This window comes from Methylocystis sp. (assembly GCF_046349115.1).
In the GTDB taxonomy this organism is placed as follows: Bacteria; Pseudomonadota; Alphaproteobacteria; order Rhizobiales; family Beijerinckiaceae; genus Methylocystis.
The window spans coordinates 425,441-443,442 of sequence record NZ_JAXMCX010000002.1 but is presented as its reverse complement, the minus strand read 5'-3'; the positions used below and the strand labels follow the sequence as shown (position 1 = coordinate 443,442).

Below are 18,002 nucleotides of genomic sequence, written 5' to 3'. Positions count from 1 at the left end.
TTTGCCCTCGCCGCGCGCGCAGGCTATGACGGCCTATGTCGACATCCGCGCCGCTCCGGCTTCTCTTTATCGGCGACGTGCTGGGCCGTTCCGGCCGCGCGGCGCTGGCGCGCTTCGTGCCGCGACTGCGCGAAAAATGGGCGCTCGACTTCATCGTCGCGAATGGCGAGAACGCCGCCGGCGGCTTCGGCATCACCGAAGCGATCTGCGACGAAATGCTCGGCCTGGGCGTCGACTGCGTCACGCTCGGCAATCACGCCTTCGATCAGCGCGAGGCGCTCGTGTTCATCGAGCGCCAGCCTCGGCTGCTGCGCCCGATCAACTATCCGCCGGGAACGCCGGGGCGCGGCGCCGGCATCTTTTCGGCGGGCGGCGGGCGGCAGGTTCTCGTCGTCAATCCGCTCGGCCGGGTGTTCATGGAGGCGCTCGACGATCCTTTCGCCGCGATCGAGCGCGAACTCGGCGCCTGTCCGCTGGGCGTCGGCTGCGACGCGATCGTCATCGACATGCACGCCGAGGCGTCGAGCGAGAAAATGGCCATGGCGCACTTCGTCGACGGCCGCGCTTCCGTGGTGATCGGCTCCCATACCCATACGCCGACCGCCGACGCGCAGATTCTGCCGGGAGGCACCGGCTATCAGACCGACGCCGGCATGACCGGCGACTATGATTCCGTCGTCGGCATGGACAAGGAGGAGCCGCTGCGCCGCTTCCTGCGTAAGACGCCCGGCGCGCGCTATGAGCCGGCGAATGGCGAGGCGACTTTCTGCGGCGTGGCTGTGGAAATCGGCGCCGACGGGCTCGCGGCGATGATCGCGCCGGTGCGGCTCGGCGGCAGGCTGCGGGAAGAATGGCCCGAGGAATGGGGCGCGCCATGAGCGGGCGCGACGATTTCGCTAAAGCCCTACTGGGATACGGCGCGATCGACGAAAGACGCCGCAAAATGCTGGATCAGATTATAGAAGATGACCGGCAGCATCACTTCGGGGTGTTCGGCGAGGGCCGTGGCGGCGAGCACCAGCGCCGTGCCGTTGTTGTTCATGCCCAGGCCAAACATTATCGAAACCGTGTCCGGCCGACTGACGCCGAGGGCTTGAGAAAGACCGTAGCCTGTAGCGAACATGACCACGCATAGCCCGCCCACGATCGCGAGAATCGCCGCCAAAAAATCAAAGTCAGGGTAGGCCACGACATTTGGCAGCGACAAGGAAGCATTGGAATAATTGAGCAGCGTCAGGACAATCATATTGGCGATCTTCAGGTAAGGGCTCGCGGCTGCGACGCGGCCTTGGCCGGCGATCCTATTGACCGCAAGCCCCAGAACCGTTGGCAGGATCACCCAGGCGCCGAGAAAGGCGAAGGCGCCGCCGGAAGCGAGCTCATGCAGGTCTTCGGAATAATCCCCGATCGTCACATAGCCGACGCCATGGAGAACAACCGGCGTCAGGATCGGACTGAGCAGCGTCGTCAGCAGCACCAGCGCCAGGCTCAATGCGAGATTGCCATTGGCGTTTTGCGACCAGGCCGTGGAAGCGCCTGCGATCGGCATGGAGGCGATAAGTGCCAGTCCGACGAGAATTTGTTGAACCTCCTGGGGATTGTGCCAAAGGGTCAGCGTGGCGCTCATCGCGGCGATAAATGCGAGCGGAACGACAATGTTGGCCGCGAGCCCAGACGCCAATAATTTCGGTCGACTGAGCAGGTTTTTGATGTCGCCGATTCTGGCGGCGAACCCGGCATTGAAAAGTAAGAGGGCTAACATCATCGTGGGCAGCGAAACATTCAGCTGCACGGGAAGCAGATCGAGCGGACTGAATTCGACGCCGCGAATCATCAGGCCGATCGCGGGCCAAAGCGCGGCTGCTACATAAGAAACCCCGATAATATAGATGAAATAATGATGAATAACCCTGACGATTATTTGTATTTTACTTGAATCAGCACGCATGTTCATCCCTTGAGGCCGCCGGTATTTTAGGGCTGTCTACGCGCGCATTCCTTTTGCATAATCCTGGAGCGGAGTGGCTGACCGCACACATCGCGCCTCTGTCTACTCTACCCAGAGCCGGCTGGCTCGCTTAAATAGCAGTCGCAGCGCCCTTCGAGCGCGCCGGTCGGAGCGTGACGTTATGAAATGGGAAGATCTCCAGTCGTCCGAAAATATCGAGGATCGCCGCGGCCAGGGTCCAATGAGCGGGGGCGGGCCGCGTATGGGCGCGGGCGGCATCGGCCTGGGCACAATGGTGATTTTGGGATTGATCGGCTGGGCGCTCGGCATCAATCCGGCGATTCTCATCGGCGGCGCGCAGATGATCAACAATATGCGCCCGGACCGCGAGGCGGCGCTGCCCCGGCAGGAGGCGCCCCGGCAAAGCGCGCCGCCGACCGATCAGCTGGGCGGTTTCGTCGCGAAAGTGGTGGGCTCCAACGAACAGGTCTGGTCGCAGGTGCTGCCGGAGCAGAAGGGGGTGCGCTTCCAGCCGCCGCGGCTCGTTCTCTACAGCGGCTACACCCAGTCGCGTTGCGGCACGGCGCAGTCGGCGATGGGGCCGTTCTACTGCCCGCTCGACCAGCGCATCTATCTCGACACTTCCTTCTTCCGCGACATGCAGCGCCGGTTCGGGGGCGGCGGCGATTTCGCCTATGCCTATGTGATTTCTCATGAGATGGGGCATCATATCCAGAATCTTCTGGGCATTCTGCCGAAGGTGCAGCGCGCGCAGCAAATGGCAGGCAGCCGGTCGGAAGCCAATGCGCTTTCGGTGCGGGCGGAGTTGATGGCGGATTGCCTCGCCGGCGTCTGGGCCAACAACGCCAATAAGCAGAAGCCCATTCTCGAAGAGGGCGACATCGAACAGGCGGTCGCTTCGGCGCAGGCGATCGGCGACGATCGCATGCAAAGAGCGACGCGCGGCTATGTCGTGCCGGACAGTTTCACCCATGGCTCCGCCGCGCAACGCACGCAGTGGCTGCTGAAGGGCCTGCGCACCGGCAGCGTCGACGCCTGCAACACTTTCGCGAATTGAGTATTGACTGCGCCAACCCCGGGTTGGTCGGAACCCTGCGAGCCTCCAGGCTCGCCAAAGCTCCATTTCATGGCGTCGCCTTAGTCTATGAGACAAGGCGGGCGCGGGTGGTGAGGTCCGCGCCGCGCAGCTTGCGCGCCAGTCGGCGAAAATCCGTGGCTTTGGCCGCAGCAAGCGCGTTCTTTGTCGCAATGAGGCCGACCGGTCGCGCCAGGCCGGGCGCGAGGCGGGTGATCAGGGAATCCGGCGCGGCGCGAAGCGTCCTGGCGCGACTTTTGTCGCCATAAGCGAAAATATCCTGCGCCTCCTCGACGAATCCGCGCTCCACCGCAAATCCTGCGAGGAGAAGGAAGACGTGGTCGCGCCGCGCCGCCTTCAGCGCCTGCGCAACGGCGTCGCCACAAGGCGCTTCGATCAGCGCGCAGCCGGCTTCGTCAGCGACTCCTTCCAAATCTCGGATCGCCTGAGCGACGATGATGGCGTCGGCGACGAGTCCCTGCACGCATGCCTCGATCAGCGAGCCGAGGCTGCGCGCCACCGCCTCACGACGCAATGGCGCTCGAGGGGAGTCGACGGCGATCAAAATGGCGCTGAGCATCCAGCAGACATAGCGGAAAGCCGCGCGTTGCGAAATGCGGCGCCGCATTAACATGCGTTGCGTTGATCTTATCGGCGGCGCCCATTGCGCGGGCGACGCCATTCGGTCACCATCGCGCCATGCCTTCCGCTCTCCCGCTCGAAATCCTGACGACGGATCAAATGGCGCGCGCCGACCGCCTGACGATCGAGGGCGGCGTCCCGGCGATGACGCTGATGGAGAGCGCCGCCGCGGCGATCGCGCGGGCGACCAGCCAGATTCTTCAGCGCACCAGCGGGCGGCGGGTCTTGGTGCTCTGCGGCCCGGGCAACAATGGCGGCGATGGCTTTGTCGCGGCGCGGCTGCTGCGCGCGCAGCGCTACAAGGTTCGCGTCGCCTCGCTGACGCCGCTCGACAAATTGCGCGGCGACGCGGCGCGCGCCGCCGCCTCATGGCCCTGTCCGGTCGCTTCGGCGCTCGACTGCCGCTTCGACGGCGTCGATCTCGTCATCGATGCGCTGTTCGGCACGGGGCTGGCGCGCGATCTCGACCCTGCCGCCTGCGATCTGGTCCGCCGCCTCAACCGCTGGCGTCGCGAAAGCGGGCAGAATGTCCTCGCCGTCGACATTCCAAGCGGCGTCGACGGCACCACGGGGGCGGTGCGCGGCGCGGCGGTCGAGGCCGACACCACTGTCACCTTCTTCCGAGTGAAGACCGGCCACCTGCTTCTGCCGGGCCGTCTGCATTGCGGCCAGCTCATCTGCGCCCATATCGGCATTCGCTCTTCGGCGCTTGAATCGATTGGCGCGACGGCTTTCGTCAACATGCCGCAGCTGTGGCGGGGGGCGCTGCCCTTGCCGCAGATCGAAGGCCACAAATATTCGCGCGGCCACGCATTGGTCGTCTCCGGCGGCGCCTCGTTCACCGGCGCGGCGCGGCTTTCGGCGGCGGCGGCGCTGCGCGCCGGCGCCGGCCTCGTCACCCTCGCCAGTCCGATGGAAGCGCTCGCGGTCAACGCCAGCGCGCTGACCTCGGTCATGGTTCGGCCGTCCGATGGCGCAAAGGGACTCGCCAGGGTTCTCGCCGACGAGCGCAAGAACGCCGTCGCCATCGGTCCGGGGCTGGGCGTGAGCGAGGAAAGCTGCGCGCAGGTCGAAACCGCGCTTGCGCCGCAGGCCTATCGCCGCGCCGCCGTGCTCGACGCCGATGCATTATCCAGCTTCGCCGACGATCCGGAGCGACTGTGGCGGGCGACGCGGGCCGCGCCCGGCCCGGTGGTGATGACGCCCCACGCTGGCGAATTCGCCCGCCTTTTCGCCGCCTGCGACGCCAATTGCGACTGCCGCTCGAAACTCGACAAGGCGCGTGAAGCGGCGCGGGCCAGCGGGGCGATCGTGCTGTTCAAGGGGCCGGACACGGTCGTCGCGGCGCCAGACGGACGCGTTTCGATCCTGCCTTACGCGACGCCCTGGCTCGCCACCGCGGGCTCGGGCGACGTCTTGACGGGGATCATCGCCGGCCTGCTGGCGCAGCGCATGGACGGCTTTCTCGCCGCCTCCTGCGCCGCCTGGATGCATGCGCGCGCCGCCGAGATTTTTGGCCCTGGACTGATCGCCGACGACATCATCGCCGCCCTGCCGCAGGTCTGGCGGGAGCTGTGCGCCGTCCAGCCGAAGTAACCGCATGAAATAATTAACTTTTGACGTTGACCCGCCCAGCCTGGCGCTATTTGAGCGTCAGTCCACGGGCTTGTCGGGACCGCGCGAGCTTCGTAGACTCCGCAGCCTTTGAGCCATGGCGCTGTCGACGCGGACAGATCGTCTCGGCTCGGGCTCTTGCGATAAGCGGCTGCCGTCGTCGCCACGATAGTGTCGCTGCCCGAAGGCCTCAAAGCGCGACGGGTGAGGAAATGAGCGCCGGATGCAATCCTTCGAAAAACTGTTGCTTGAGAACAAAGCCTGGGCCGAGGAAGTCAAGGATCGCGACCCAGGCTATTTCGAGCGCCTCGCGGCCGCCCAGAAGCCGGAATTCCTGTGGATTGGCTGCTCCGACAGCCGCGTGCCCGCGGACATCATCGTCAATGCACGGCCCGGCGCCATTTTCGCGCATCGCAATATCGCCAATCAGGTGATCGCCACGGATTTCAACTGTCTGAGCGTCATTCAATACGCCGTGCAGGTGCTCAAGGTTCCACATATCATTATCTGCGGCCACTATAATTGCGGCGGCGTTCGCGCCGCTCTCGACCGACAGCGTCCCGATCTTGCGCTGCTCAACAAATGGCTGATGCACATCAAGGACACCTATCGGATGCACCGAGTCGAGATTGACGCGCTCAACTCCGAGACGGAACGGGCCAATCGGCTGGTCGAGCTCAACGTCATCGAGCAAGTGATCCGCCTGTCGCAATTCTCCATCGTGCAGACCGCATGGAAGGAGGACCAGCGGCCGACGCTGCATGGCTGGGTGTTCGGCCTCGACGATGGAATTCTGCATCAGCTCATCACCCTGCCGCCGGGCAGCGACGTCGATGTCATCTATCAGCAATTCGGCGAGGATTTTTAATCGGGCGCAAAACGCCACAAGGAGAGCTCTGGCGTGTTCAGACGGCATTTCGACTACTACTACCGCTACCTCGATCACGACCTTCCGGCAGGCGTCGTGGTGTTCCTCGTCGCTGTGCCGCTGTGCCTCGGCATTGCCGTCGCTTCCGGCGCGCCGCCGTTTTCCGGAATTATCGCAGGCATGATCGGCGGGCTCGTCATCTCGATTCTCAGCGGGTCGCAGTTGAGCGTCTCGGGTCCGGCCGCGGGCCTGACCGTCATCGTGGCGGCCGCGGTCGACAAGCTCGGCTTCGACGCCATGCTGCTCGCCGTCGCGCTGTCTGGCCTGATGCAATTGGCGATGGGGTTTCTGCGCGCGGGCGTTATCGGCGCCTTTTTTCCTTCCGCTGTCATCAAGGGCATGCTCGCCGCGATCGGCCTGATCCTGATCATGAAGCAGCTGCCGCACGCGGTCGGCTATGACGCCGATGCGGAAGCCGATTTGTCGTTCCTCGAGGACGACAGCCACACGCATCTGTCCTTTCTCTGGGACGCGCTTAGCGCTTTTTCGACCGGGGCGGTGATCGTCAGCCTTGTCTCGGTCGCGATCCTGTTGCTTTGGGAAACGCCTGTCATCAAGCAGCGTCGCGTCCTGTCGCTGGCGCCCGGGCCTCTGGTCGCGGTGCTGTTCGGCGTACTCTACAACGTCGTCGCGCAGACGCTGTTTCCTTCTTTGGCGATCGCTTCGCAACATCTCGTCAGCCTTCCCGCGATCTTCGGACCGATGGATTTCGCGCGGGAGCTTAGCTTTCCGGATTTTGCCCGGCTGATCGACATTCAAATCTATGTGACGGCGGCGACTCTGGCCCTGGTCGGCAGCCTTGAAACATTATTGAGCCTCGAAGCCGTCGATAAACTCGATCCGCTCAAGCGCACCGCGCCGACCAATCGCGAGCTCAAGGCCCAGGGCGTCGGCAATTTTTTAAGCGGAGTGTTGGGCGGGCTGCCGATCACCGCGGTGATCGTGCGCAGTTCCGCCAATATCGACGCGGGCGCCCACACCAAGGCGGCGTCCTTCGTTCATGGCCTGCTGCTGTTGCTGAGCGCGATGTTCCTTTCGAGCCTGCTCAATATGATCCCGCTTGCCTGCCTCGCGGCGGTGCTGATCTTGACCGGCTACAAGCTCGCGAAGCCGACGCTCTTCATGCAGCAATATGAAAAGGGCTTCAATCAATTTGCCCCCTTCGCCGTGACGGTCGGCGCAATTCTATTGACGGACCTTCTCAAGGGCATGGCCATCGGCATGGCCGTGGGTCTGTTCTTCGTGTTGCGCGCCAATTATCACTCGGCGTTCACGCTGACGCGCGACGGCCGGAATTACCTTTTGCGACTGCAAAAGGACGTGTCCTTCCTCAATAAGGCGCAGCTGCGTAGCTTGCTCGAGAATATCGAGAATAACAGCTACCTGGTGATCGACGGAACGCGCGCGAACTTTATCGATCAGGACATCATGGAAACGATTCAGGATTTCATCAAGGCCGCCAGCGATTACGACATTCGCGTCGAACTTAAGGAGATGCGCGGGCTCGAACCGGTCAACGGATTGGTTCCCGCCCAATAGCGCGCGCTCTATGGCGCAAAGCCTTCGAAGACGATCTGGTCGGTCCAGTCTCGCGCCGGCGCCGCTATTTCAAGCGAGCGCACGGTCCAGGCGGTTATCGGAATCCCGAGCGCGTCGCGCAGCAGCAGCGGAATCGCATGCGGCAGATCGCGCACGTTCCAAGACAGGAAATCCGGCAGCGTGCGCTTATAATGCAGGAAATGCGTAAGCTCGGCGCGCTGCGCCGCCGACAATTGCGGCCAGTCCGCTTCGCTGTACTGCGCTTCGCCGACGATGCCGAGCGGCCGATGCGCGATCCCCAGCGCCGCGGCGCGGGCGCGAAGAAATGCGATCAGATCGGGATCGAAACTTTCGATGGCGACTGGCCCGTCATAACGCGCCAGCGCCTGCGCGGCGCGCAGCGCGGCGGTTGTATCGCCATCGAAGGCGCTCTTGATTTCGACGACGATCGGGGTCCGCCCGCCGATCGCCGCGAGAAAATCCGGAAAGGCAGGAATGGCGTCATTGCTCCCGCGCAGGCGCAGACGTTTCAGCTCTTCCGCTTTCCGCGTCGCGACCGCGCCGGCGCCATCGGTCAGGCGGTCAAGCGTCTCGTCATGGAAAACGACAAGTTCGCCATCGGCGGTCAGCTGCACGTCGCATTCGACGCCAAATCCGCTGGCGATCGCCGCGCGCGCCGCCGAAATCGAATTTTCGATCACGCCCTCGGCGGCGTCATGCAGGCCGCGATGCGCGATCGGGCGCGCCGTCAACCATGAAAGATCGGGCCTCATCACGCCAGAATCTCGAAAATCCCCTCGACTTCGACGGCGGCGTCGAGCGGCAATTGCGCGACGCCGACCGCGAAGCGCGCATGTTTGCCGTTCTCGCCAAGAACCGTGGCGATGAGATCGGATGCGCCATTGACGACTTGCGGCAGCGCGGCGAAATCGGGCGCGCTATTGACAAAGCCGCCGAGCCGGACCGCGCGCAGCCGGGCAAGATCGCCAACGGCGGCATTGGCTTGGGCGAGGACGTTGAGCGCCGCCTGGCGCGCCGCGGACTGGCCGTCCTCAAGCGACACGCCGGCGCCGAGTTTGCCGCGATGCGCCGGGTCGACGCCATTGGCGCCAATCGGCAGCTGTCCCGATATGAACAGCAACGCCCCCGTGCGCACGAACGGAACATAATTGGCGACGGGCGCCGCCGCCGTCGGCAGCGACAGTCCCAGTTCTTTCAGCCGCGCAAGCGGCGTATCGGACGATGCGGTCATGGCCCCTCTTTAAAAGAGAAAGTCGTTGCTCCAAGGAAAGCGCGACCCTAGTTTCCTACTTCACGCGACGCAATGGCGCCGAAGCGCCGACATTGAAAGAGGTCCGATGATTTTGTCACGCGCGCTGGCCGCCGCGATCTGCATGGCGACGCCGCTCGGCGAGGCGTTGGCGGAGAGCGCCCCCGCGCTCGCCAACCATCGCGCCGTCTATGAGCTGAGCCTCTTGAAAACGAGCGGCGCGAAGGCGCCGGCCCAGGCGCGCGGCCGTATCGCTTTCGACTTCTCCGGTTCGGCCTGCGAGGGCTATGTGCAGAACTTTCGCCAGATTACCGAACTTCAGCCCTCGGAGGGGGCGCCAAAGCTCTCCGACATGCGCTCGGCGACTTTTGAAGGCGGCGACGGCGGCGATTTTCGATTCAAGGTGGAAACCAAGGTCGATAATTCGCGCGCCGAGGAAGTCGACGGAAAAGCCAAAAAATCGAGTGACGCGCGGCTCTCCGTCGATCTTTCCAAACCCAAGCGTGCGCGTGTGGAATTCGCCGGTCCGATGTTTTTTCCGACCGAACATTTGCGTAAAATCGTCGAGACGGCCATGGCCGGCGAACATCTGCTCGAAGCGCAGGTCTTCGACGGCACGGGAGACGGCGAAAAGGCGTTCGACACTTTAACGGTGATCGGCAAGCCGACGACCGAGCCGCCGCAGGAAAAGGCGGCGCGAGTCGACGAGCTCAAAAACATGCGCCGCTGGCCAGTGGCCATCTCCTATTTCGACCTCGGCAAGAAGGACGGCCAGCCGATTTACGTGCTGTCGTTCGACCTTTATCAAAACGGCGTCTCACGCGCTCTCAAGCTCGACTACGGCGATTTCGTCTTGAGCGGCGACATGACCGATCTCGTTCTCCAGCCGACGCCAGCCTGCAAAAAATAGAAGGGCGCCTAGCGGCTCAACGGCGCCGCAACAGCGCCGCGATTCGTGCGACAAGCGATCGCGGACGCCAGTAGATTACGGCGTGAATGTCGAGGGTCTGGTCCGGAAAATCCGCCGTCGGCGGGTCGGCGAGAAGCGTCGCGTCCTCGGGAGCGCGTCTCAGCGCCGCTTCATCGTCAGGCATGGCGATCGACACGCCGCGCTCCGTGACGATCGCGCCCGACACATAATGCAGCAGCATGAGATTGGCGACGATTTCCTGCATCTTCGAGCGCGGATTTTTGCGCCGGGCGCATCGCGGCGCGCGGATGAGATAGTCGCCGCTGGTCTTGTCGGAATGAAGCATCAAGCCTACCAGACGGCCGCTTCCTGGAAAGCGGCATTCGCTGGGTCGCTTCAGGCGGATGAAGTCGCCTTCGAAAACCTTGGATACGATGTGACGCCGCTCGCACGCGCCGCGCGCGCGCGCGCGTCTCACGTCGACGTATTCGAAGCGAATCTCCCTGTCGCGCGCCTCGGGGATTCGGGCGTCGCCCAAACTCGTTAAGACCGCGGCGGCCACGGCCGCCGAGGCCTTGATCGTCAGGTGGTTTTGATCCTGATAATGCGCCGCCGTCGGTCCCCCGGGAAATACATCCTCCAGCCAGATGGCGGGGGTCGCATAACGCTTCGTCGCTTGCGCATAGAGCCGGCGCGCGCGCCGCCTAGCGCCGCGCAGCTCTTTCGACGGCGCCTCGCTTGGGTCGAGGCAAAGGAACATCAGCCGAATTCCCCGCCGCGCACAGCAGGCGGCGACAGCCTCCAACGTATCGACGACCAGCGTCTCTTGCAGGCAATTGGCGGCGAAAAGCAAAATGTCGTTTAGACAATATTCGAAAATGATGATCTCCGGAGGCGCCGCTCCCTCGCGCTCCATCCTCAACAGCGCCATCAAACCATAGAGAGATCCAACCGCGCCGAGAAACCGATTCTCCACTTCATGCTCCGACGCCTGCCGTTGAAATTGGAAGGCCCATCCTTCCTTGATTCCGGCGTTGGAGCCGCCGAGCAGCAATATTTTCATGTGGTCGAGATATCTTGCGTCAGAGGTCGGGGGCCGAAGCGCGCTGCGCGATGCTAACCGGTTCGCGCGCGCGAGGCCAGACGCATCTCGCTGACGCGCTTATGGCGAAGCGGCGTTTTCGTTCTAATTGAGATGGCGGGTTTCTTCGCTACGGAGCGCGTGAGATGTTTCCCATACCACAATGCGTCTTCCTGACGCGCGGCGTCGGCGCGCATCGTCATCGTCTCACGGCGTTCGAATATGCGCTGCGCGACGCGGACATCGAGCAGCAAAATCTCGTGGCGGTCTCGTCAATTCTGCCGGCGGGGTGCGATATTGTTCCGGTCGAAAAAGGAGTCGCGACGCTCCAGCCTGGCGAAATCACTTTCACCGTGCTGGCGCGCGTCGAGACCGACGAACCAGGACGGCGCATCGCGGCGAGCATCGGATTGGCGCGGCCAAGAGAGCCGACGCTCTATGGCTATATTTCGGAGCATCACGGCTATGGCGTCACCGAGCGCGAGAGCGGAGATTACGCCGAAGACCTCGCAGCGACGATGCTTGCGTCGACGCTTGGAATCGAATTCGATCCTGACGCCGCCTGGAACGAGCGCAAGAAGGTGTATGAAACAAGCGAGCTGATCGTCGAAAGCCTGTCGCTGACCGCGGCGGCGCAAGGCGCGTCGGGCGGCGGGTGGACCTGCGCGGTCGCGGCGGCGGTGTTCCGCTTCGTCAAACTGGACGGTTCGCCATGAGCGATACGCCGACATTCGCCGCGCGACCAACGTTTCTCGGCGCCGAGGCGCGCGCCGATGCGGCGTTCGTCGTCGCCGGCGTCCCCTTTGACATCGGCGCGACCAATCGCAGCGGCGCGCGCTTTGGGCCGCAGGCGATTCGTTACGCCAGCCGAATGTTGATCGACGGCGCGCATCCCTTGCACTGGATGTCGCCCTCCGATCTCTCGCTTGCCGACGTCGGCGATTTCGCCATCGCGCTCGGCGACATCACCGCAAGTTTGAAGCTGATTGAGGCGCAGGCGTCAAACTATGCGCATCTCGTCACGCTTGGCGGCGATCATGGCGTTACGCTGCCCTTGCTGCGCGCCTGCGCGAGACGGCGCGGACCGCTGGCGCTGATTCATTTCGACGCCCATGTCGACACATGGCCCGATAATTTCGGCCAGCCCTATGCGCATGGGTCGATGTTCTATCACGCGATCAATGAAGGAATCGTCGATCCGCGCCGGATGATTCAGATTGGCATCCGCTCGCCCGTGCAACGCGAGGTCTATGAGTGGACGCTGGCGCAAGGCGTCGCGATCGTCGCCGCGCAGGAGGCTCATGAAATCGGACCCGCCGCCATCGCCTCGAGAATCGTCGAGACGATCGGCGAGGCGCCGGTCTATTTGACCTTCGACGTCGACGCGCTCGATCCGGCTTTCGCGCCTGGAACGGGGACGCCGGAAGTCGGCGGTCTCGCGACCTGGCAGGCGCAGTCGATCATGCGCAAACTGACCGGCTTGAGCTTTGTCGGGATGGATGTCGTCGAAGTCGCTCCCGCCTATGACGTCTCCGAAATCACCGCGCTCGCGGGCGCGACGATCGCGTGGGAATACCTCAGCCTTCAGGCGAGGTCGGCGGCCCTGTCTCGTAAGGCCTAGCGGCAGCTTTTTCGCCATGAAACGGCTCTTGCCAAGGCCGCTCTTCCGCAGCACTCTCGACGGTGATCCATTCCCAGGCGGCAGCCCGGTTCAAGGCGTTTCGAGCGGAGGGGAGGGCGGCATGACTGGTGCGGATGGCGGTAGAAGCCGCGAGGTGGTCGGCGTTTTCTCGGATGGCTATGCGCTGGAGAACGCCGTGGCGGAATTGCTGAATTCAGGCTTCGATCTTGGCGACGTCAGTCTGCTTGCCGGCGAAAAAGCCGTCGCGAGCAAGCTTGGCCATACCTATGAAAAGATCGAGGAGGTCGAAAACGACGACAAGGCGCCGCGCATCGCCTATGCGCCAAGAGAATCGCGCGGCGCGAAAAAGGGCGCGCTGGTCGGCGCTCTCGTCTATGTCGGCGCCGCCGCCGCGGCCGGCGCCGTGCTCGCCTCCGGCGGCGCGCTCGCGATGCTTTTGTTGAGCGGCGTCGTCGGCGCCGAATTCGGTGGGCTGATCGGTGTCGTGCTCGGCGAATTTATGGACGAGAGTCACGCAAAATATCTCCAGGAGCAACTCGACCATGGCGGTCTGCTGCTCTGGGTGCGAACGCGAAATTCAGCGCTTGAAGAAAAGGCCATGCAAATTCTTGCCAAACACTCGGGCCGCGACGTGCATGCGCATGACATGCCCGTTGCGGCGGCGTAACTTCGCGCATTTTGAATTTCAGGTCGAAAATGCGCCTGGCGACGAACGGACTGACCCTGGCGCGGTTGGTTGGCGATGCGCGGGTGCGGCGTCCGTCCCGCAGCCTTGACGCCAGTGACCGTTTTTTGGGCGACGCATCGGCAGGATAGCAATGATTCAGAAACATATTGTTCCCAGGGAAGTTTTTTGCTTGGGAGCACTGTCATTATTCAGTCACGGTGCATCTCCTCTAGAGTAATGTCTTGATCAAGCTCCAGCGCTCGTGACAGAAGGCGCTGGCATTTGGAACCGGTCGGCTGGGCGGCAATCTGGAAGTGAAACAGGCGTTGGGTCTCGCGAGCCGCATTTCTTTGAGTCGACGCCAAATTCTCATTGTGGCATCGGCGTTGGGCGCTTTGGCTCTGGCCGTCGCGCTGCTTTTTCGGATGGGTTGGGAAGGGAGTTTGTCGCTCGGCGACGCGGGAAGGCAGTCGGATCGTCGGCGCGTCCCGCCGCTTGTGCGGAAGGGAAAGGCGATATTTATTCCCGAGGGTTCTCCCTATCGCGCCCATATCGTCGTCGAGCCGGTCCAAACCCGCAATGTCAGCCTCAGTCGCGTCGTGCCGGGAGCGGTCGAAGCCGATCCGGCTCGTACAGTAAGGGTCTTGGCGCCTGTCAACGGACGCGTCAGCGAACTCGACGTCGAGCTTGGCGACAATGTCAAAAAGGGCCAGCCCCTGGCGACGATTGATTCGGGCGATTTGGCGCAGGCCGTGGCCGACGCGGAAAAGGCCCGCGCCTCGGCGAAACTGACCAAGAGCGCCCTGGATCGGGCCACGGGGCTGAACAAAGCGGGCGGCCTTGCGCTTCGCGAGCTTGAGCAGGCGCAAAACGACTATCTGCAGGCGACGTCGGAACTGAAGCGCGCCGAGGCCCGGCTCGATGTGATCGGCGACAACAGCAAGGTCACCGGGCAGCGCAAGATCACCCTCAATGCGCCGATCGACGGCACCATCACCGCGCTCGACACCGCCCCCGGCGACTTCATCGACAATACGACGTCGCCGATGATGACCATCTCCAACCTTGATCGCGTGTGGGTCACGGCGAGCGTGCAGGAGAAGGATCTCTCCTTTGTGCAAAAAGGCGAGCGGGTTGAAGTTTCGCTGGTCGCCTATCCGCGCCAGATATTCCCCGGCAAGGTTGAAATCATCAGCCAGCTGCTCGAAGCGGATACGCGCCGCAACAAGGTCCGCATCGCCTTCGACAATCCCAACGGAATATTCAAACTTAACATGTTTGCGACGGTGCGCTTTTTTTCGCCGCCGTCGCAACGCGTCGTGGTTCCGGCCTCGGCGCTGATGATGGTCAATGACACGTCAAATGTTTTCGTCGAAGTCGCGCCTTGGACCTTTGAGCGGCGGCCGGTGCAGCCTGAAGCCGACATCGATGGCGTTACGGCGATCGCGGGACTGAACGCCGGCCAACGCATCGTCGTGCGGGGCGGAGTCCTGCTGAATGATTGAGCGCATCGTCGAGTTCTGCCTCAAGCACCGCTATGGGGTGATATTGGCGACGGCGATCCTGTTCGCCTTCGGCGTCTACTCATGGACGCAGCTCAAGATCGAAGCCTACCCCGAAATCGGCGATGTGACGGTGATCGTCACCACCAAGGCCACTGGCCTCGCCGCCGAGGAGGTGGAACAGCAGATCACCGTGCCCCTGGAGCGCGCGCTGGCGAGCACGCCGGGCCTCCTCACGATACGCTCGACCAGCACTTTCGCGCTGTCGCTGATCACGATGGTCTTCAAGGACGGCGTCGAGGATTATTGGGCGCGCCAACGCGTATTGGAGCGCATCGCGCAAGTCTCGCTTCCCGCCAATATTCAACCCGCGCTCGGCCCGTTGACCGGCCCGACCGGCGAGATCCTCAGATACACTTTGGAGTCCGACGCGAAAAATGTCGAGGAATTGTCGGAAATCCAGCGCTGGATCGTGATCCCGGCGCTCAATCAGGTCGCCGGCGTCGCCAGCGTCGCCAATTTCGGCGGCGTCACGCGCCAGTTTCAGCTCCAGCTCGATCCGGTCGCGATGCAGCGCTACGGACTCGGACTGACCGACGTCACCAATTCCATCATCGCCAACAGCGCCAGCGCCGGCGGCAGCCGCATCACCCGCGGCGAGCAGTCATACGTCATTCGCAGCATCGGCCTCGTGCGCACCAAGGAGGATCTCGGAAATATCGTCATCGCCCAACATGGCGGCGTGCCGGTGTTGACCAGGGACGTCGGGACCCCGCGTTACAGCGCGCAAGAACGCGAAGGCATGCTCGGCAAGGATTACAACTCGAACGCCATTCAAGGCGTCGTGCAGATGTTGAAAGGCGAGAACGCCACGGTGGTTTTGAAGGCGGTGCATGACAGAATTGACGAGCTGAACGCCCAACTCGCGCCGAAAGAGGTGAAAATCGTTCCCTACATGGACCGCAACGAGCTGGTGCAGCTCACGGTTTCGAAGGTCGCGCACACGGTGACGGAAGGCATTGTTCTGGTCATCGTGGTGCTGATGCTTTTTCTTGGCAGCCCGCGCAGCTCGCTCGTCGTCGCGGCGACAATTCCACTGTCATTGGCCTTCGCCTTCATCCTGATGAATTTCACCAAGCTGCCGGCCAATCTTCTGTCTCTCGGGTCGATCGACTTCGGCATTATCGTCGATGGCGCGATCATCGTGACCGAATCGATTCTCAGGTTACGGGAGCATAATCCCGACCGCGAGCTTCAGGTCGTCGACGTTCAATTCGTCGTCGGCCAGGTGGTGCGGCCGATTTTTTTCGCGACCGTGATCATCATCGCCGGCTATGTGCCGCTGTTGGGGTTGGAGCGCGTCGAGGCCAGACTGTTCGCGCCCGTCGCCTATACGATCGCCTATGCGTTGCTGGGCGCGCTTCTCTGTACGTTGATGCTCGTCCCCGGCCTCGCCTATATGGCGCTGCGCTATCCATCGAAGCCGTTCCACAATCGCGTGCTTGAATGGATGGAGCAGCGTTACAAGGACCTTCTCTATCGGTGCCTCGAGCGGCCTTCTATCATCTATGTCACGACGGCGCTGGCGATCTGGGGCCTCGTCATGGCCGGCGGCGCGGTCGGACGCGACTTTCTCCCCAATCTCGACGAAGGCTCACTTTGGCTGCAAGTGCAGCTGCCGAGCGGCATCTCATTCGAAAAAGCGTCTGATATGGCGAGCGATTTGCGTCAGGCCGTGATGGAGTTTCCGGAGGTTTCTTACGTCATCACCCAGATCGGGCGAAACGACGATCGCACCGATCCCTGGACGACCAGTCATATCGAGGCGCCGGTCGGACTGAACCGCTATGATTCCTGGCCCGATCGCGAGACGAAGGAGCAATTCGTCGCCAAGCTGACAAGGCGTCTCAGCCAGCTTCCGGGGATGGATGTCGGCGTCAGCCAGCCGATCATCGACAATGTCAATGATCTCGTCAGCGGCGCGCATAGCGCAATGGTGGTCAAGGTTTTCGGTGAAGATCTCAAGGAGACGCGCCGCATAGGAAATGAAATCGTCGCCGCGTTGAAGACGGTAAAGGGCACCACCCAGACGTCGATCGTGCAGGAGCCGCCTATTCCGCAGATCGCCTTTCATATCGATCGCGCCGCGGCGGCGCGCTACGGCATCAACGTCGCCGACGTTTCGAACATGATTCAGATCGGAGTCGGCGGCGCCTCGATCGGACAGGTTTATGTGAACGACCGCAGTTACGACATGACGGTGCGCTTTCCGCTTCAGTCGCGCAACAGTCCGGAGGAGCTCAGCGATCTTCTGGTGAAGTCTTCCTCCTCCAACGCGCAGATTCCCCTTTCAGCCATATCAAAAATCACGCTGCAGAATGGCGAGAGCGCCATCTCGCATGAAAAGACCAAGCGCGTGCTGACCATTCGTCTCGACTATGCCGACCGGGATCTCAGCTCCTATCTCGCGGACGCGCAAAAGAAGGTCGCGGAGGCCGTCACTTACGACAAGCAGGCGAACAGCGTCGTCTGGAGCGGAAAATTCGAAAATCAGCAGCGCGCGCAGGCGCGGCTGACGATCATCGTCGGCGTCGTGCTGTTGCTGATGCTGCTGATTCTCTACATCGGCTTCGCCAAGCTGCGCAACGCGCTGCTGATCCTGGGGGTGGTGCCGTTATCGGCGTTGGGCGGGCTGATCCTGCTGATCGTGACGCGCGAGACGCTGAATGTGGCGACAGGCGTCGGCTTTCTGGCGCTGTTTGGCGTCGCGGTGCAAAATGGCATCATCATGGTGTCGCATCTCAATCGCGTCACCGCGGTTCATGTCGCGTCAGCCCGCGCGCGCCGTCTTGGAGTGACGGACGAAGATATCATCGGCGACGAGCGCGCGAATTTCCGCGATCAGGTTCTCGACGGCGCGTCGGAGCGTTTCCGCTCGGTGCTGATGACGTCGGCCGTGCCGATGGTCGGCATGCTGCCGGCGGCGTTGGCGACAGGCGTCGGCAGCGACGTTCAGCGCGGCCTCGGCACGGTCATCGTCGGCGGACTGTTCGCCGCGACGGGTTTGATCCTCTTTGTCATTCCAACGCTGCATTTCGTCATCGAACGCTTTATAGAAAAGCGCATGAGCGGCGGCGCGAGAGAAGCTCTTCGGGTCTGATAA

General features: G+C 62.8%; 16 protein-coding genes. 11 read left to right on the top strand and 5 right to left on the bottom strand.

Annotation, left to right across the window (positions count from 1 at the left end):
• The first annotated feature begins 35 nt into the window (after window positions 1-35).
• Window positions 36-878 carry a YmdB family metallophosphoesterase gene (locus U1E20_RS07865; protein ID WP_409980039.1) on the top strand — a complete coding sequence of 281 codons (843 nt, stop codon included), beginning with the start codon at window positions 36-38 and terminating at the stop codon, window positions 876-878.
• A 26-nt stretch (window positions 879-904) separates the two neighbouring features.
• Here U1E20_RS07865 and U1E20_RS07860 read toward each other — a convergent pair whose 3' ends face one another.
• The gene (locus U1E20_RS07860) at window positions 905-1,834 is read right to left on the bottom strand and encodes a bile acid:sodium symporter family protein (RefSeq protein ID WP_409980038.1); all 930 of its coding nucleotides are present in this window, start codon (window positions 1,832-1,834) and stop codon (window positions 905-907) included.
• A gap of 295 nt (window positions 1,835-2,129) precedes the next feature.
• Here U1E20_RS07860 and U1E20_RS07855 point away from each other — a divergent pair, with 295 nt between their 5' ends.
• Window positions 2,130-3,026: a neutral zinc metallopeptidase gene (locus U1E20_RS07855; protein WP_409980037.1), complete on the top strand. Its 897-nt coding sequence runs from the start codon at window positions 2,130-2,132 to the stop codon at window positions 3,024-3,026.
• Between the two features lie 85 nt (window positions 3,027-3,111).
• On the opposite strand, the gene U1E20_RS07850 is transcribed toward U1E20_RS07855, so the two are convergent.
• Window positions 3,112-3,672, bottom strand: coding sequence for a transposase (locus U1E20_RS07850; RefSeq protein WP_409980036.1), 561 nt, complete (start codon window positions 3,670-3,672; stop codon window positions 3,112-3,114).
• A gap of 71 nt (window positions 3,673-3,743) precedes the next feature.
• Between U1E20_RS07850 and U1E20_RS07845 the strand changes: the two genes are divergently transcribed.
• The 3 genes from U1E20_RS07845 (at window position 3,744) to U1E20_RS07835 (ending at window position 7,767) form a co-directional block, all read left to right on the top strand.
• Entirely contained in the window at window positions 3,744-5,282 is a 1,539-nt protein-coding gene (locus U1E20_RS07845) for an NAD(P)H-hydrate dehydratase (protein ID WP_409980035.1), read from the top strand.
• A 241-nt stretch (window positions 5,283-5,523) separates the two neighbouring features.
• Window positions 5,524-6,168, top strand: coding sequence for a carbonate dehydratase (gene can / locus U1E20_RS07840; RefSeq protein WP_409980034.1), 645 nt, complete (start codon window positions 5,524-5,526; stop codon window positions 6,166-6,168).
• A 33-nt stretch (window positions 6,169-6,201) separates the two neighbouring features.
• Window positions 6,202-7,767 (top strand): SulP family inorganic anion transporter, encoded by a 1,566-nt coding sequence (locus U1E20_RS07835; RefSeq protein ID WP_409980033.1) that lies wholly within the window; start codon window positions 6,202-6,204, stop codon window positions 7,765-7,767.
• 8 nt (window positions 7,768-7,775) lie between these two features.
• Here U1E20_RS07835 and U1E20_RS07830 read toward each other — a convergent pair whose 3' ends face one another.
• On the bottom strand, window positions 7,776-8,540 hold the full coding sequence (locus tag U1E20_RS07830; RefSeq protein WP_409980369.1) for a glycerophosphodiester phosphodiesterase family protein: 765 nt from the start codon (window positions 8,538-8,540) through the stop codon (window positions 7,776-7,778).
• A complete protein-coding gene (locus U1E20_RS07825; RefSeq protein WP_409980032.1) occupies window positions 8,540-9,019 on the bottom strand; it encodes a RidA family protein in 480 nt (159 codons plus the stop codon). Before U1E20_RS07825 ends, U1E20_RS07830 begins: the two co-directional genes overlap by 1 nt.
• Window positions 9,020-9,125: 106 nt before the next feature.
• Between U1E20_RS07825 and U1E20_RS07820 the strand changes: the two genes are divergently transcribed.
• Window positions 9,126-9,947, top strand: coding sequence for a cell envelope integrity EipB family protein (locus U1E20_RS07820; RefSeq protein ID WP_409980031.1), 822 nt, complete (start codon window positions 9,126-9,128; stop codon window positions 9,945-9,947).
• A gap of 16 nt (window positions 9,948-9,963) precedes the next feature.
• On the opposite strand, the gene U1E20_RS07815 is transcribed toward U1E20_RS07820, so the two are convergent.
• A complete protein-coding gene (locus U1E20_RS07815; protein ID WP_409980030.1) occupies window positions 9,964-11,010 on the bottom strand; it encodes a hypothetical protein in 1,047 nt (348 codons plus the stop codon).
• A gap of 164 nt (window positions 11,011-11,174) precedes the next feature.
• Here U1E20_RS07815 and U1E20_RS07810 point away from each other — a divergent pair, with 164 nt between their 5' ends.
• From U1E20_RS07810 to U1E20_RS07790, 5 genes are all read left to right on the top strand, one after another.
• Entirely contained in the window at window positions 11,175-11,744 is a 570-nt protein-coding gene (locus tag U1E20_RS07810; protein WP_409980029.1) for a pyruvoyl-dependent arginine decarboxylase, read from the top strand.
• Window positions 11,741-12,649, top strand: a complete 909-nt coding sequence (gene speB / locus U1E20_RS07805; protein ID WP_409980028.1) for an agmatinase — start codon at window positions 11,741-11,743, stop codon at window positions 12,647-12,649. The genes U1E20_RS07810 and speB overlap by 4 nt, the downstream gene beginning before the upstream one ends.
• A gap of 121 nt (window positions 12,650-12,770) precedes the next feature.
• A complete protein-coding gene (locus U1E20_RS07800; RefSeq protein WP_409980027.1) occupies window positions 12,771-13,337 on the top strand; it encodes a hypothetical protein in 567 nt (188 codons plus the stop codon).
• Window positions 13,338-13,834: 497 nt separating this feature from the next.
• Entirely contained in the window at window positions 13,835-14,842 is a 1,008-nt protein-coding gene (locus tag U1E20_RS07795; protein ID WP_409980026.1) for an efflux RND transporter periplasmic adaptor subunit, read from the top strand.
• Window positions 14,835-17,999: an efflux RND transporter permease subunit gene (locus U1E20_RS07790; RefSeq protein ID WP_409980025.1), complete on the top strand. Its 3,165-nt coding sequence runs from the start codon at window positions 14,835-14,837 to the stop codon at window positions 17,997-17,999. The genes U1E20_RS07795 and U1E20_RS07790 overlap by 8 nt, the downstream gene beginning before the upstream one ends.
• Window positions 18,000-18,002: the final 3 nt, after the last annotated feature.

What these genes read in the sequence shown, in the direction of transcription:
- U1E20_RS07865 (WP_409980039.1), top strand. Translation starts at nt 36, where the DNA reads ATGTCGACATCCGCGCCGCTCCGGCTTCTCTTTATCGGCGACGTGCTG.
- U1E20_RS07860 (WP_409980038.1), bottom strand. Translation starts at nt 1,834, where the DNA reads ATGATTCGCGGCGTCGAATTCAGTCCGCTCGATCTGCTTCCCGTGCAG.
- U1E20_RS07855 (WP_409980037.1), top strand. Translation starts at nt 2,130, where the DNA reads ATGAAATGGGAAGATCTCCAGTCGTCCGAAAATATCGAGGATCGCCGC.
- U1E20_RS07850 (WP_409980036.1), bottom strand. Translation starts at nt 3,672, where the DNA reads ATGCGGCGCCGCATTTCGCAACGCGCGGCTTTCCGCTATGTCTGCTGG.
- U1E20_RS07845 (WP_409980035.1), top strand. Translation starts at nt 3,744, where the DNA reads ATGCCTTCCGCTCTCCCGCTCGAAATCCTGACGACGGATCAAATGGCG.
- can (WP_409980034.1), top strand. Translation starts at nt 5,524, where the DNA reads ATGCAATCCTTCGAAAAACTGTTGCTTGAGAACAAAGCCTGGGCCGAG.
- U1E20_RS07830 (WP_409980369.1), bottom strand. Translation starts at nt 8,540, where the DNA reads ATGAGGCCCGATCTTTCATGGTTGACGGCGCGCCCGATCGCGCATCGC.
- U1E20_RS07825 (WP_409980032.1), bottom strand. Translation starts at nt 9,019, where the DNA reads ATGACCGCATCGTCCGATACGCCGCTTGCGCGGCTGAAAGAACTGGGA.
- U1E20_RS07820 (WP_409980031.1), top strand. Translation starts at nt 9,126, where the DNA reads ATGATTTTGTCACGCGCGCTGGCCGCCGCGATCTGCATGGCGACGCCG.
- U1E20_RS07815 (WP_409980030.1), bottom strand. Translation starts at nt 11,010, where the DNA reads ATGAAAATATTGCTGCTCGGCGGCTCCAACGCCGGAATCAAGGAAGGA.
- U1E20_RS07810 (WP_409980029.1), top strand. Translation starts at nt 11,175, where the DNA reads ATGTTTCCCATACCACAATGCGTCTTCCTGACGCGCGGCGTCGGCGCG.
- speB (WP_409980028.1), top strand. Translation starts at nt 11,741, where the DNA reads ATGAGCGATACGCCGACATTCGCCGCGCGACCAACGTTTCTCGGCGCC.
- U1E20_RS07800 (WP_409980027.1), top strand. Translation starts at nt 12,771, where the DNA reads ATGACTGGTGCGGATGGCGGTAGAAGCCGCGAGGTGGTCGGCGTTTTC.
- U1E20_RS07790 (WP_409980025.1), top strand. Translation starts at nt 14,835, where the DNA reads ATGATTGAGCGCATCGTCGAGTTCTGCCTCAAGCACCGCTATGGGGTG.